Below are 13,280 nucleotides of genomic sequence, written 5' to 3'. Positions count from 1 at the left end.
AAAGGAGCCCTGAAAGGGTGACACGTTGAAGTTTCACCCTTTCAGGGCTCAAAAGAAGGGGATTTTCAATGACTACCCTGCACTTCGTACAGGGTTCCACCATGGTGGACAGGCATGAATGGTTTGGCTCCTTCGGAGCTGTTTGAGTGATAATCTAAAATTTGTTAACTGCCATGATTACGGAAAATCAGACTCCATAAAACCTCAAAAAGGATTTTTACTGAGAAAATGGAAAATCCGGATAACTCTTCGGGTTTATTTTGAATAAATCAGAACTAAAAAAACTTATTTCTTTTTCTGGCCTAGCGCAAAAATTCGATTGACATTGAATCCCAATCGGAACTCTTCTCCCGGAACCCCATTGCCTCCAGCAAGTAGATATTGCTCATTGAGTGCCTGCGAGGTGACAAAATACATCTGAAACACATGACCTCCTGCTTCTACATCCCAACCGATTCCGAAATTACTTTGGAGATCAGAATTGAGATTTGGGATGTATTGTAAGGTAAGCGAAGAACGATCGGTGACCTTGTACTTTCCACTAAATCCAAGACCCAAATAAAAATTTTGGGAACCCTCGATCTGGTAGATATCCAGAGGATTGGTGAAATAAGCCAACATCGGGCTAAGTTGAACACTGATTTTCTTGGAGAATTTCCTTGCAAGCATCACTTGTCCAAAATAAGCCAAACGATCGGTGAATTGAGGACGCTCATTCTGCGGAAGAAAAGAATAAGGATTGCTAATAATCCCTCCTCCTGCTGCAAAACTCAAAGACAAAGGAACGCTGTTATTTTGTGTTTGCTCCAAAATCAGGTAACGGCCATAGATATTGTAAAACTTATCCCGGCTGGATCTGGAAGCACCCAAGGAAATCTTATCACTCAGTCCAAATTCAAAGCTGAATTGAATATTGGCCCCATTGTCCAATCCAAATAAATTCTCAATCCCTCCATCCAAGGTTCCAAAGGTGTGCATGATGGCAAAATGCATGGTCTTTTTCTCTAGATGCTCCACGGTCAGCAAATTAATATGTCTGGGTGCATGGAAAATCAAATCGACGGGCTGGTTTTCATTTTCCAGTTTCCGCTCCAACTGAGCCTCACTACGAATCACAACAGCAAACAGCACCACTAGCAACAGGATTACCTTCTTCATATCAAGTGTTTATTATTTATTTTTCAGCTCTCCTCTAGCCTTTCCATAGACCTGATTTGGGAGAATGCCTTGGCTATTCATTTCCAGGGCTGAGATCCTTTCTCAAGGGAATTTTTTCTGGCTTAGGATTGCCTGGATGGTCACGGTTTGAGCCTCTGCCAATTCATAGAAAACCAACTTGGGCAAAGGAATTTCATAGTCAGAAAGCAGGACTTCAAAGCTCGCATGGAGTTCTACTTTTCCATTTTGAAGCAGAGTCAAAAAGCCGGTAACTTCAATTTCACGCTCAACTCCATGAATTTTGAATTTTCCCTGAGCATTCACAGCCGTTTTTGATCCCAAAACCAAGGTGGGCATTGGGGACATTTTACCTGTAAATTCCGCAAAGGGGAATTGATCTGTTTCCAGATAATTTTCACGCATGTGCCGATCCCGAAGCCCTATACCGGTTTTCAGGGTATTCAAATCGACAAAAAAATCAAGCAGGTTACTTTCCAAATTCACGAGTCCATTCAGTGAATTTGACCTGCCTTCAAATTCATTGAGTGGTGCCTTGGACAAGAAGACCACCTCCCCATCTTTGGTCAGATACTCTTGACTAAATGCCTCTGTATGGAAAAAAAAGACAATTAGGATCAGAAACCTTCTCATCGGGTCACCACCAGTGTCGTTCCTGATACCTGAGTTCCAAACTGTGTCAAGGGCGCTGTAGCTGGTCCTTGTAACACCTGTCCTCTAGGGTCAAAAACAGAACCATGACAAGTACAGGTAAAGCGGTTGTTTCCAAAAGTCCAGTTTCGATCACAGCCTGAATGCGTACATACAGAGGTCAATGCCACAAATGAACCGTTTACATTTGCGACTAAGGTTCGGGCATTTTCGATGAGCAGCCAATTGCCTGAGGTATTTAAGGCACTTTGGATAGATAGGTTGATTGATATGGAGTTTCCCGAAATGGTAATTCCTGAACTTGAACCGCCCGGGGGATTTGGATTCGTAGGGTCAGCATCATCAGTCGAGGAACAGGAGGTAAAAAAGGCCGCTCCAAACGTAGCCAAAACGATAGAGGCTCCAGTCTTTTCGAGAAATTTTCTTCTGGAATCTGTCAAGCTTCCAGATTTGGTACTAAGTAGATTGCCCATGGATAGATAGATTATTCGTTGGTCAGATACGAACAATTAATCCATTGTGGATGAAATGGTTTTGGATTTGGGGAAAAATAAATTTGCTTGGGTCCTGCTTAATTACTAGGATCAGCAAAAGCAAAGTCCATCTGATCGCATTTATGGACATCAAGTAGCAGAGAAAAAGACCAATTTTAAGGTTAGTACACCTAAGTAATCACAGCTAGGAAGTTGGCGATAAGGATTAAAAGTGCTTTGGCTTCAGTATTTCACTGACAATGATAGCTTCCCTAAGGGTTTTTGGATTTTTCAAAAGTTGAGCGTAGGGGTTGATTTTCTTTTCCTGTAAGGAATCATAATCCATCTTGATGGAAGAAAGCATTGGAGCGGTTTGTTCCTCCTTGTAGTTTTCGTAGGGAGATTTTTTTGAAGCCTCATACGTCCCCTCATAATACTGAATTTCCTCATCGTCTTCGACTGGAAGGGGTTTTCTGGAAGCCTTCTGAGCTTGGGGAATATGCGAAGGAACAGGCTGGTTGCGGTACGGTTGGGGTCTGACCGGTTCCTGAACTTCAGGTTTCGGACGAACAGGTTCAGGTTTCTCGGCAGTGGGATTCTGTGCTTGGCGGATTTCCCGCATCAGGTCTTCAAAGGTCATTCCTTTTTGAGGTGCTTCGGGAGCATCATCAGAATCCGTCATTTCCTGACCCTTTTTCTTTCGTGTCGCCTGATAAATGAAATAAGCCAATACGGCCACGATGTAAACAATATTTCCCAAATCCATGCCCTCAAGTTAAATGAAAAAATTGAAGATAGGAAGTTGGGGTCAAAGGTCCTCTGGAGGAAACTCCCCCTTTTCCAAAGGGGGTTAGGGGGATTGGTTAGGATGTTTTCAATTATAAATCCCCCTGCCCCCTTTACAAGGGGGAGTCGCGTCACTGGCTCCTCAATTTCCACTTTCAGAATCGCAGACTGCTTTACTAAAAACCAAACTAAAAGAAACAAAGCCTAAAGAACCTCTGGAGGAAACTCCCCCTGTTCTAAAGGGGGTAAGGGGGATTGGTTAGGATGTTTTCAATTATAAATCCCCCTGCCCCCTTTACAAGGGGGAGTCGCGTCACTGGCTCCTCAATTTCCACTTTCAGAATCGCAGACTGCTTTACTAAAAACCAAACTAAAAGAAACAAAGCCTAAAGAACCTCTGGAGGAAACTCCCCCTTTTCCAAAGGGGGTTAGGGGGATTGGTTAGGATGTTTTCAATTATAAATCCCCCTTCCCACTATCAAATGACTTAGGTTTTATTACCAAACGCCAAAATCAACAAAACAAACCCTAAAAAGTCCTCTTTAGGCAAACTCCCCCTTTTCTAAAGGGGGTAAGGGGGATTTTATAAATTCACCAAAAAATTAAAATCCTGAATATCCAGCAGTTTATAAAGTCTCAAATTCATCAATAAAATACCCTATTTCGGAAAGAACCCAAGGCATGTTTTTCTTTACATCTACATCATTAAATCTTAAAAAATGTAATCCCATACCTTCTAATATTTTTTGCCTTTGCTCATCTTCTACCATCGATTGGTAATCAAAATGCGAATCCCCGTCAATTTCAATCACCAGATTTAACTTTTTACAATAAAAATCCACAATGTAATTCCCCAAAGGCTTTTGTCTATTGAAAGCACAGCCTCGAAATTGACTTGCTCTTAATTTTTGCCAAAGAAGAATTTCGGATAAAGTAGAGTGCCCTCTTAGATCCCTAGAAAATTCTTTTAAAGACCGATTATATAGTAAAAAGTACATGGTTGAATTTAATGAATTTTTAAAAAAATCCCCCCTGCCCCCTTTACAAGGGGGAGTCGCGTCGCAAGTTCCTCAAATCATAATTCCAGAGACTCAAGCCTATTTCATTGATTGCCAAACTCAACTCTTCTTACCTCAAAGGTCCTCTGTAGCCAACTCCCCCTTTTCCAAAAGGGGGTTAGGGGGATTGGTTAGGGGAGATTTCAAAATAAAAATCCCCCCTGCCCCCTTTACAAGGGGGAGTCGCGTCGCAAGTTCCTCAAATCATAATTCCAGAGACTCAAGCCTATTTCATTGATAGCCAAACTCAACTCTTCTTACCTCAAAGATCCTCTGGAGGAAACTCCCCCTTTTCCAAAAGGGGGTTAGGGGGATTGGTTAGGGGAGATTTCAAAATAAAAATCCCCCTGCCCCCTTTACAAGGGGGAGTCGCGTCGCAAGTTCCTCAAATCAAAATTCCAGAGACTCAAGCCTATTTCATTGATTGCCAAACTCAACTCTTCTTACCTCAAAGATCCTCTGGAGGAAACTCCCCCTTTTCCAAAGGGGGTTAGGGGGATTTATACATCGTACTTCACACAATAATTTGCCAATTCCCCGCTTTGGACGTATTTTGTTCCTTTTACAAGGAGATAAAAATCGCATGCTGCTCAGTAAACTGGAGATCAAGGGCTTTAAGAGTTTTGGGGATAAAATGGTCATCCACTTCGACAAGGGAATCACCGGTGTCGTTGGGCCGAATGGTTGCGGAAAGTCCAATGTCGTCGATGCCATCCGCTGGGTGCTCGGCGAGCAAAAATCCCGGATGCTCCGCTCCGACAAGATGGAAAACGTCATCTTCAACGGAACCAAAAACCGTAAACCCACCAACATGGCGGAGGTTTCCCTGACTTTTGAAAACACCAAAAACCTCCTCCCTACCGAATACACCCACGTCACCATCACCCGGCGCTACTACCGCACCGGTGAGAGCGAATACCAAATCAACGGAGTCACCTGCCGCCTGAAGGACATCTCCAACCTCTTCATGGACACGGGGATCAACTCCAACTCTTACGCCATCATCGAACTCAAGATGATCGACGAGTTGCTCAATGATAAAAACAACTCCCGACGCGAACTCTTTGAGGAAGCCGCTGGTATCTCCAAATTCAAGAATAGAAAGCGGGAAACTCTCCGCAAACTCGAAGACACTGATGCCGATTTGGCTCGTGTGGAGGACTTGCTTTTTGAGATTGACAAAAACCTAAAAAGCCTGGAAAAACAGGCCAAGCAGGCTGCCAAATACTTTGAAATCAAGGCAGACTACCGCGTGGCCAGCATCAATATGGCCAAGAAAAGCATTGAGCAATATGCCAACAAGCTGATCGAGGCCAATTCAAAAATCCAGTCTGAGTCTGACAGAAAGCTGCAAATCCAATCCCAGATCGCCGATCAGGAAGCCCTATTGGCGCAGCTCAAAACTGACCTGATCCAAAAAGAAAAGCTTCTTGCCTCCCGGCAAAAAACACTCAACGAGCACGTGAATAAAATCAGGGCTTTTGAGTCGGAGAAGAAAATCAAAAACGAGCGGATGCGCTTCCTTGAGGATAGATCCCAAGCTTTGCGCGAGCAAATCGACACGGATCGCAAGTCTAATGACCGTGCTGGATTCTCCATCCGTTCCCTGCATCAGGAAAAAGAATCTGCAGAGAAAATCCTCGCCGAAAAGGAACACATCGTCTCCGAACTTCGGGAGCAATACGATACCCAGAAGCTGATTGCCTCTGAAAAACAACAGCTCCAAAAGGAACAAAACCTCAAATTCGAAAGCCTAAAAGAGCGGGTGTATCAACTCAGCAAAGAAGTCGAAATCAAGCAAATCCAACTCTCTACCCTGAAGCAGGAACTTGAGCGCACTTCTTCCGATGATTCCTCTCAGGAGGCCAGCTTGGTGGAGTTTGAGGATAAAATGGTGGAGCTCAAGGCCGAACTCGACGAGGCTACTGGCGCTTTTTCCCAACTCAAAGCTAAACAGGAAGACCAGGATCAGAAGATCGAGGAGACCAATCGCGTAATCGAAATGATCCGGGAAGAACTCACCACTTCCTCCCGCAAGCTCGACTCCAAAACCAACGAATACAACCTCACCAAGTCGTTGGTTGAAAACCTGGAGGGCTTTCCGGAAGCAATCAAATTCCTGAAGAAAAACCCTTCCTGGGGCAAGGACATTCCCCTGCTTTCCGATCTGCTCACGACGGACGAAAAGTACAGAGTGACCATCGAAAATTACCTCGAATCCTACATGAACTATTATGTAGTCGATACCGAGGATCAGGCCATTGCGGCGATCAAACTGCTCAGCGATGCGGCCCGAGGCAAAGCCAATTTCTTTGTATTGGAGCATTTTGAGCGGTTTAAGGCGGGACAGAGCAAGCTTTTCGCCAATGCCATCGCCGCCACTGAGATCATCGAATTTGACGTCAAGTATAGCCGACTGATCAATTTTATTCTGGACAATGTCTACCTCGTGCAGGGTGATTACAAGGACTTTCCTCAGGATCCGGATTGTGTGTTCCTATCGGAAAGTGGTAAATACACCAAGCGTAAATTCTCCCTTTCTGGTGGCTCCGTGGGTCTTTTCGAAGGAAAACGAATCGGCCGGGCAAAAAATCTGGAAAAGCTGGATCGGGAAATCAAAGACCTGAGCAAAAAGGTATCCGCCACCCGGGCCAACTTGGATCAAAAACTCAGCGATCTGCTTAAACTGAAGGAAGTCAGCCACAAAAAGACTCTCGAAGAAAGCCAAAACCGCATCAATGAGCTGAATTCAGCCTATGTTTCCATCCGTACCAAAAAGGAACAGCTAGCCGAGCTTCTCTCTTCCAACAGCCACAAGCGGGAAGATATTTTAGAGCGAATCGCAGGTTTGGAGGAAAGTCTCGCCGAGATCCTACCCCAACTCAGTGAGCAAAAGGCCGTGTTTGCAACCCTCACCGAAGAATTGGCACTGGTCAATGAAGAAGTGGAGCTTGAGAACAAAACCCTAGCGGAAAAGTCCCAAAGCTTCAATCAGGAAAATATTACGTTTATCCAGCAGGTGAATCGGGTTAGCAGTCTGGAGCAGGAGATCGAATTCAAGCAGAATGCCTTCGACAGTTCCAAAGAGCGAATCGAGAAATCACAGGCCGAACTCGCCACCTTGGATGCAGAGATCAAAAGCCTCTTGGAAAACAATGAGGTCAAAGACGATGAACTGATCGAGCTGTATTCCGAAAAGGAAAGCATCGAGCAGGGAGTCACCGAGGCAGAAAAGGACTACTACGGCTCCCGAGGACTGATCGACGAGACAGATACCAAAATCCGCAGCCTGCAAAAGTCCAAGGAAGGATTCGATGTACTCCTGCAAGAGCTTCAAAATGCCATCAACGAGATCAAGCTCAAGATGAGCGGAATGAAAGAGCGACTGAGTGTTGAGTTTGAGTTGGACCTAGATGCGCTGATGGAGGAAAATCCAGCATTGGATGCAGAATTCCTTGATTTTGCGGAAGAGGAACTGCGGGAACTGGTCCGCAAGCAAAAGGAGCGACTCGAGAAGATCGGCCCAATCAACCCCATGGCGATGGAAGCCTACGACGAGATCAAGGTGCGCTATGACTTTATCACCACACAGAAGAAAGACCTGATTCAGGCCAAGGAAAGCCTACTGAGTACGATTTCAGAGATCGACCAAGTTGCGAAGGATACGTTCTTGGATGCCTTTGCCAAAATCAAGGAAAATTTCGTGAAAGTCTTCCGCTCTCTCTTTACCGAGCAGGACGACTGCGACCTGACCCTCGTGGATCCAAGTAATCCTTTGGAATCTGCTATTGAGATCATGGCAAAACCCAAGGGTAAGCGTCCATTGACTATCAATCAACTTTCAGGTGGGGAAAAGACCCTGACGGCCACTTCCCTACTTTTCTCGATCTACCTACTGAAGCCGGCCCCTTTCTGTATCTTCGACGAAGTGGACGCCCCGCTGGACGATGCAAACATCGACAAGTTTAACCAGATCATCCAGAAGTTCAGCACCGAGAGCCAGTTTATCATCGTGACACACAACAAGCGCACCATGGCCAGCACGGATATCATCTATGGCATTACCATGATTGAGGCAGGAGTATCAAGAGTTGTGCCGGTGGATTTGAGGGAGTTGGCTTGATTTGATAAAGTTTGGGCTAAAGCCCAGGAATCATATCTGCATCTAATTGAGGTTGTCTCAAAAGGCCTGATTGTGTCAGCCTGAGCATCTGAGAGACGAGAGTCTCGAAGTCGAAGGCCATTTGCAGTGAATACAGCCGCATTTCGACTACGCTCAATGTGACAAACAGCAGTTATGAGACAGCCTCAATTCAATTTTCCCTTTTCAATAGAATTTCTCTTGAATAGAATGCGCCTTTGGGCCATTCCTAAAATTAGCAATCTCTCCCTCTCCGGGCTTCAGCCCAAATTATTCAATAAAAGCAGGAGGCAATTCAAATAATTTCCGATTGGAATTTCATTGATTTGGAATGCGGCTTTAGCCCATTCTTATTAAATTAGGATATTAGTCGTGGGGCTTTAGCCCAATTCTTTATTTATAGAAAACAAAATTGTTCTATAAATAAAGAGTATAAATGTCATAGTTCCAGGAAACCCGGCTTAATGAAAGACAAGGAATATTTAAACTATCACTCCGAACGAAGGGAATTTGCCGGATTAATTCCTGTGGTCCACAATACCCTGCTTCCTACAGTCAGTAAGGCAGTCACAGCAGCCAGTAAACCAGCAGCGATAAACATCCACCATTCCAACTCAATGTGATAGGCAAACTCTTCCAACCATTGGTTCATCCCATACCAGGCAAGCGGAGCGCTAAAGAGCAATGCAAAACCTACCAATCTTAGATAATCCACAGAAAACAACTTCAGAATACTTCCTTGGGAAGCACCTAGGACTCTTCGAAGACCGATTTCTTTTATGCGTTGCTCGGTGGCATGCACTACCAGACCAAACACACCCATTCCTGCCAAGATAAGCATCAAAGCCCCGAAAAAGGTAAGAAGCATGGACTGGGTCTGTTCACGTTGATATTGGTCTTGAACCAAATCATCCACCCAGGTAAATTCAATTGGCTTTGCAGGATAAAACTTAGTCCAAAGTTTGGTCAGGTCATTAAGGACCCCTGCCTCCTGTTCACTTTTCACTTTGATAAGCAGTGAAGCATAGCTATGCTCATTGGTAGCCATCAAAACGGTGGGTTTGATGGGATCCCGAAGTGAAATGCTGTGAAAATCAGAAATGATACCAATCGGAATGGCTTCCAATTGAGGATGAAATTCATTCAATTCTTCGATTCCAAGCAATTTTGCAGTACTGGCTGTCAACACCACTGAGGATGGTATTTTTACCTGTTCTTCCTCTTCCTTTAGCTCAGGATTTATTTCTGAAGCAATGTCAAAGTTGGCTTTGTCTTCTCGTTCATCGAAAAACCTGCCTTTTTCCAGATTGAATCCTAATACTCCCGGAAGACCTATGTCACTCAAAATAAAGTGCACCGGAATCATCTGCTCGGGATTATTGGGATTTGGAATTTGTTTGGTCATGGATGCGGATCCTTGGGTAGGCACCCATCCACTGATACTGACTGATTCCACTCCAGCCAATCGGCTGATTTCATGCTTCAGAGATTCTACCTTTCCATCGGAAGAAAAAAATGAGACACTCAAAACCCGGGTAGGATCATATCCAAGATCCATTTGACCTATAAACTGCATCTGTCTCCAAACCGTAACTGTCCCAATCAAAACCAGCAGGGCAAATACAAATTGGGCTGTGACCAGTGCTTTTCGCAAACCGGAGGCGGTGCTATGTGATCCGCTTCCAAATCGGTTTTTCAAGGCATTGTTTATCCCAAAACCTGAAATCATAAATGCCGGATACAAACCTGCTACTATACTGATGAGTATTACACCGGCAACGAAAGCCAAAAAATAAACCCAACTGCTAAGCAAATTGATCGAAATTCGATGACCTAGATATTGCTCTAGTTGAATAAGGCTCAAAGCATAAATCGAGGAAGCCAAAATCGCCGCGATAGCAAAAAACAAAATACTCTCACAGAGAAATTGGTAAATCAGTTGCCTTCTCCCCGCTCCCAGCACTTTTCTTACCCCTGTTTCCCTGACCCGCCTTATAGCCCTTGCAGCGCTCAGATTAATATAATTTATGCAAGCAATGACCAGTAGAAGCAAGGAAACTCCTGAAAAAACATACACATTTGTCTTACTTCCCTTTACAGATTGGTTAGAAAATTCAGAGTTGAGGTAGATCTCCTCAATAGGCTGGAATTCGAATGTAGGAAGGAATTTTTTTACATCCTCAGAGGCATCAGTGACAAAATCGAAATACCATTCATTGGCTTTTTCTTTAAACGAGGCGATGTCTGAATCAGGGTTTATTAAGAGAAGCTGTTCATCATAAAAACCCCAACCCTCCCGGCTCAATTCTCTGGTTGAGGGTAAGGATACATGGATTCCATCTGCTCTGAGGTAGGTATTGGATGGGATGTTTTTGATGACTCCTGTAATCAAAAACGGTCTTGCCTTCTCCTCATAGGGAGAAACACTGAAAATTATTTTTCCAACAGGAGATTCTTCTTTAAAATGGGCATTGCTAAATTCCTCTGAAATCACCAAGTTCCCAATTCCTGCATTATAGCGGTTTGGAGTGCCTTGGAGGATGGTAAAATCAAGCATGTCCCAAACACTGGTATCGGCAGAGATCAGGTTCATCTGTATAGTTTCTGAAGAATTTTCTTCCAACCTGAAATTGGATTTGTACTTGGTGACTCTGCCCGCAGCCTCTACTTCAGGGAAATTATCACGAAGCATTGCTCCCAAATTCACATAAGAAACTTCCGTTTTACCTTCCACTCCTTCCGAGGTCTCGACAGTCAGGATTCGGTAAAGGTGATCCTTTTTGGACCAAAACCCATCGTAGGAAAGTTCATCCAGCACGACCGTGCCCACCAGCAAACAAGCTGCTAATCCTAAAGAAAGGCCCAAAATATTGATTCCGGAATAGGTGAAATCTTGTTTGAGAGTTCGCCAAGCGATTTTAAAATTGTTATTCCACATCGGTAGGTGTGATCTTAATTGGGTCGAGATTATTTTGGATTGATCTTGGTTTTTGCATTTAGGAATCTATTATAATGCCATAGAATCTGGGTAAAATCCGCTTAAAATGGGCAGTCTGTGGGATTTGAACACTGAATCACCGAACAAAAATGTCCGTCATCGGTCAAGAATCCGCGTTGAAGATTCTGAGAAATTGAAAACATAAACAATTCCCATTTTTAAATATCAAAAGTCAACAATCAATCTGAGCAAGTCTTCGGGTGATTCATTGCTTGAGAATAGAATCTGTAAATTGAGTTCCCTTGGATTGGGTAAATCGCCTAAAACAATTGGAAAATAAATTAAATGAATTCACAAATTGTAAATTATGAATATCCGCTTTCTAGCCAGTAGTCAAATTTTCTATTGTTCACCTCGACTTCGCTCGGTGACCGTCCTATATAGTAAGGTTGGGCGGGGAGGAAAATGCGGCTTCGCCGCATTTTCCTCCCCGCATTTGATAAATCTGAACCCGGAGGCCGAGCGAAGTCGAGGCCATTTGATTCAATTGGCATAATTGCGGATAATCAAATTGTAAATTAAGCAAAGCGAAATTTAACCATGCTAGATATTGTAATTGAAACCAGGCAGGCAGTAATCAGCCCTGGATTTTCCGTAAAGCGGATCCTTCCTTTCCAATTGAGAAGAATGGTGGGCCCGTTTATTTTTATGGATCATCGAGGTCCGGTAAGCGTCCCTGCGACAACTAATCTGGATGTATTGCCCCATCCGCATATTGGTCTTTCCACCGTAAGCTATCTTTTGGAGGGAAATGTCATGCATAGGGACAGCCTTGGTGTGGAGCAATTAATCCAGCCCGGTGAGGTGAATTGGATGACAGCAGGTAAAGGTATATCGCATAGTGAGCGATTTGAAGATCCAGCAGTGCTATTCGCGGGAGGATTGGAAATGATTCAAACCTGGGTAGCCCTTCCCGAAAAAGACGAGGAATCAGATCCTTCATTCAAAAATTATACGGCAGAAGAATTACCCGTTTTTACAGACACAGGGGTGTGGATGCGTCTGATCGCGGGTGATGCGTATGGCGTAAACAGCAAAGTCAAGACAAGTTCTCCCCTCTTTTATTTGCATGTAGAACTTCAAGCTCAAGCGAGATTCGGAATTCCCACCGGACATAGCGAACGGGGAGTCTATATTGTTAAAGGGAGTGTGGAAGTAAATGGTGTAACTTATCCAGCCGGTAAACTACTCGTTTTTACCAAAGGAGTGGATCCATTGATTTTGGCAAAAGAAAAAACCACCCTTATGATGCTAGGCGGCGAGCATCTAGGAGAACGGTATATCTGGTGGAACTTTGTTTCCAGCCGAAAAGAGCGAATTGAACAGGCAAAAGAAGACTGGAAGCAGGGCCGTATTCTATTACCACCCAGCGACAATCAGGAATTTGTACCCTTACCGGAAGATAAGTCCAAGCCTGCCGGAGGGCCCCCGCCTGGTGCACTTTCCTGAAATACTCTGCCATTTAAAGGACTCTGAAGCAAAAGTCCCGATGAGCAAAGCGGTTTCGGAAAGATCCAACCGTGAATAGCCCGGGGTTTTATGGTTCGACACTTCGACAGGCTCAGCGCAGGCATGCTGACCACAAGTTTTTGAATTGTACAGGGTTCAAGGTTCAGATGTTAATGCCAATCTGCGGAGGCTAATGGTATTTCCAAATGACCCAGAGTTGGTCAAACTTTTCAATAACCCAGGGGTAAGGAGACGCGACGCCCCCCGGGGTAAAAAGCGAATACGGGAGTAAGCGCTGAGACAATAAGTTTGTTTGAAAGCGGATGTAGGTACCTGCGCAATGGAAGTATAAATAGGAGTTTCGGAGGAATGACCTTGAGTTTCTATGTGATACAAACCGCGACAGAGAATTCCGTAGGCCTGCCTTCTGCAGGCAAGTTCTCCGGATCGGTAGCCCGGGGTTTCATCTGTTTATACTTTGATTTTTAATGGTCAGATAGCCTGTCCCGATTTTTCTTCGGGAGAATCTCGCATGGAGGAAATTTATG

At 44.3% G+C, this 13,280-nt stretch carries 8 protein-coding genes; 2 read left to right on the top strand and 6 right to left on the bottom strand.

Annotated features, from left to right (window positions below; translation table 11 throughout):
* Positions 1-285 precede the first annotated feature (285 nt).
* From DK188_RS11540 to DK188_RS11520, 5 genes are all read right to left on the bottom strand, one after another.
* Entirely contained in the window at positions 286-1,158 is an 873-nt protein-coding gene (locus DK188_RS11540; protein ID WP_111670983.1) for a DUF5777 family beta-barrel protein, read from the bottom strand.
* A 102-nt stretch (positions 1,159-1,260) separates the two neighbouring features.
* Positions 1,261-1,809, bottom strand: coding sequence for a YceI family protein (locus DK188_RS11535; protein WP_111670982.1), 549 nt, complete (start codon positions 1,807-1,809; stop codon positions 1,261-1,263).
* The gene (locus DK188_RS11530) at positions 1,806-2,300 is read right to left on the bottom strand and encodes a ubiquinol-cytochrome c reductase iron-sulfur subunit (RefSeq protein ID WP_111670981.1); all 495 of its coding nucleotides are present in this window, start codon (positions 2,298-2,300) and stop codon (positions 1,806-1,808) included. Before DK188_RS11530 ends, DK188_RS11535 begins: the two co-directional genes overlap by 4 nt.
* A gap of 226 nt (positions 2,301-2,526) precedes the next feature.
* Positions 2,527-3,066 (bottom strand): hypothetical protein, encoded by a 540-nt coding sequence (locus DK188_RS11525; RefSeq protein ID WP_111670980.1) that lies wholly within the window; start codon positions 3,064-3,066, stop codon positions 2,527-2,529.
* A 646-nt stretch (positions 3,067-3,712) separates the two neighbouring features.
* The gene (locus DK188_RS11520) at positions 3,713-4,084 is read right to left on the bottom strand and encodes an endonuclease domain-containing protein (RefSeq protein ID WP_111670979.1); all 372 of its coding nucleotides are present in this window, start codon (positions 4,082-4,084) and stop codon (positions 3,713-3,715) included.
* Between the two features lie 643 nt (positions 4,085-4,727).
* On the opposite strand from DK188_RS11520, the gene smc reads away from it, so the two are divergent.
* Positions 4,728-8,267 (top strand): chromosome segregation protein SMC, encoded by a 3,540-nt coding sequence (gene smc, locus DK188_RS11510; RefSeq protein ID WP_111670977.1) that lies wholly within the window; start codon positions 4,728-4,730, stop codon positions 8,265-8,267.
* Between the two features lie 508 nt (positions 8,268-8,775).
* Here smc and DK188_RS11505 read toward each other — a convergent pair.
* Positions 8,776-11,223 carry an ABC transporter permease gene (locus tag DK188_RS11505; RefSeq protein ID WP_111670976.1) on the bottom strand — a complete coding sequence of 816 codons (2,448 nt, stop codon included), beginning with the start codon at positions 11,221-11,223 and terminating at the stop codon, positions 8,776-8,778.
* A gap of 600 nt (positions 11,224-11,823) precedes the next feature.
* Between DK188_RS11505 and DK188_RS11500 the strand changes: the two genes are divergently transcribed.
* Complete coding sequence (locus DK188_RS11500; RefSeq protein WP_111670975.1) at positions 11,824-12,732, top strand: pirin family protein; 909 nt, start codon at positions 11,824-11,826, stop codon at positions 12,730-12,732.
* Positions 12,733-13,280: the final 548 nt, after the last annotated feature.

Source organism: Algoriphagus litoralis, assembly GCF_003259255.1.
Classification (GTDB): Bacteria; Bacteroidota; Bacteroidia; order Cytophagales; family Cyclobacteriaceae; genus Algoriphagus; species Algoriphagus litoralis.
The sequence above is the reverse complement of the archived record's forward strand: the minus strand, read 5'-3'. Positions and strand labels throughout refer to the sequence as shown.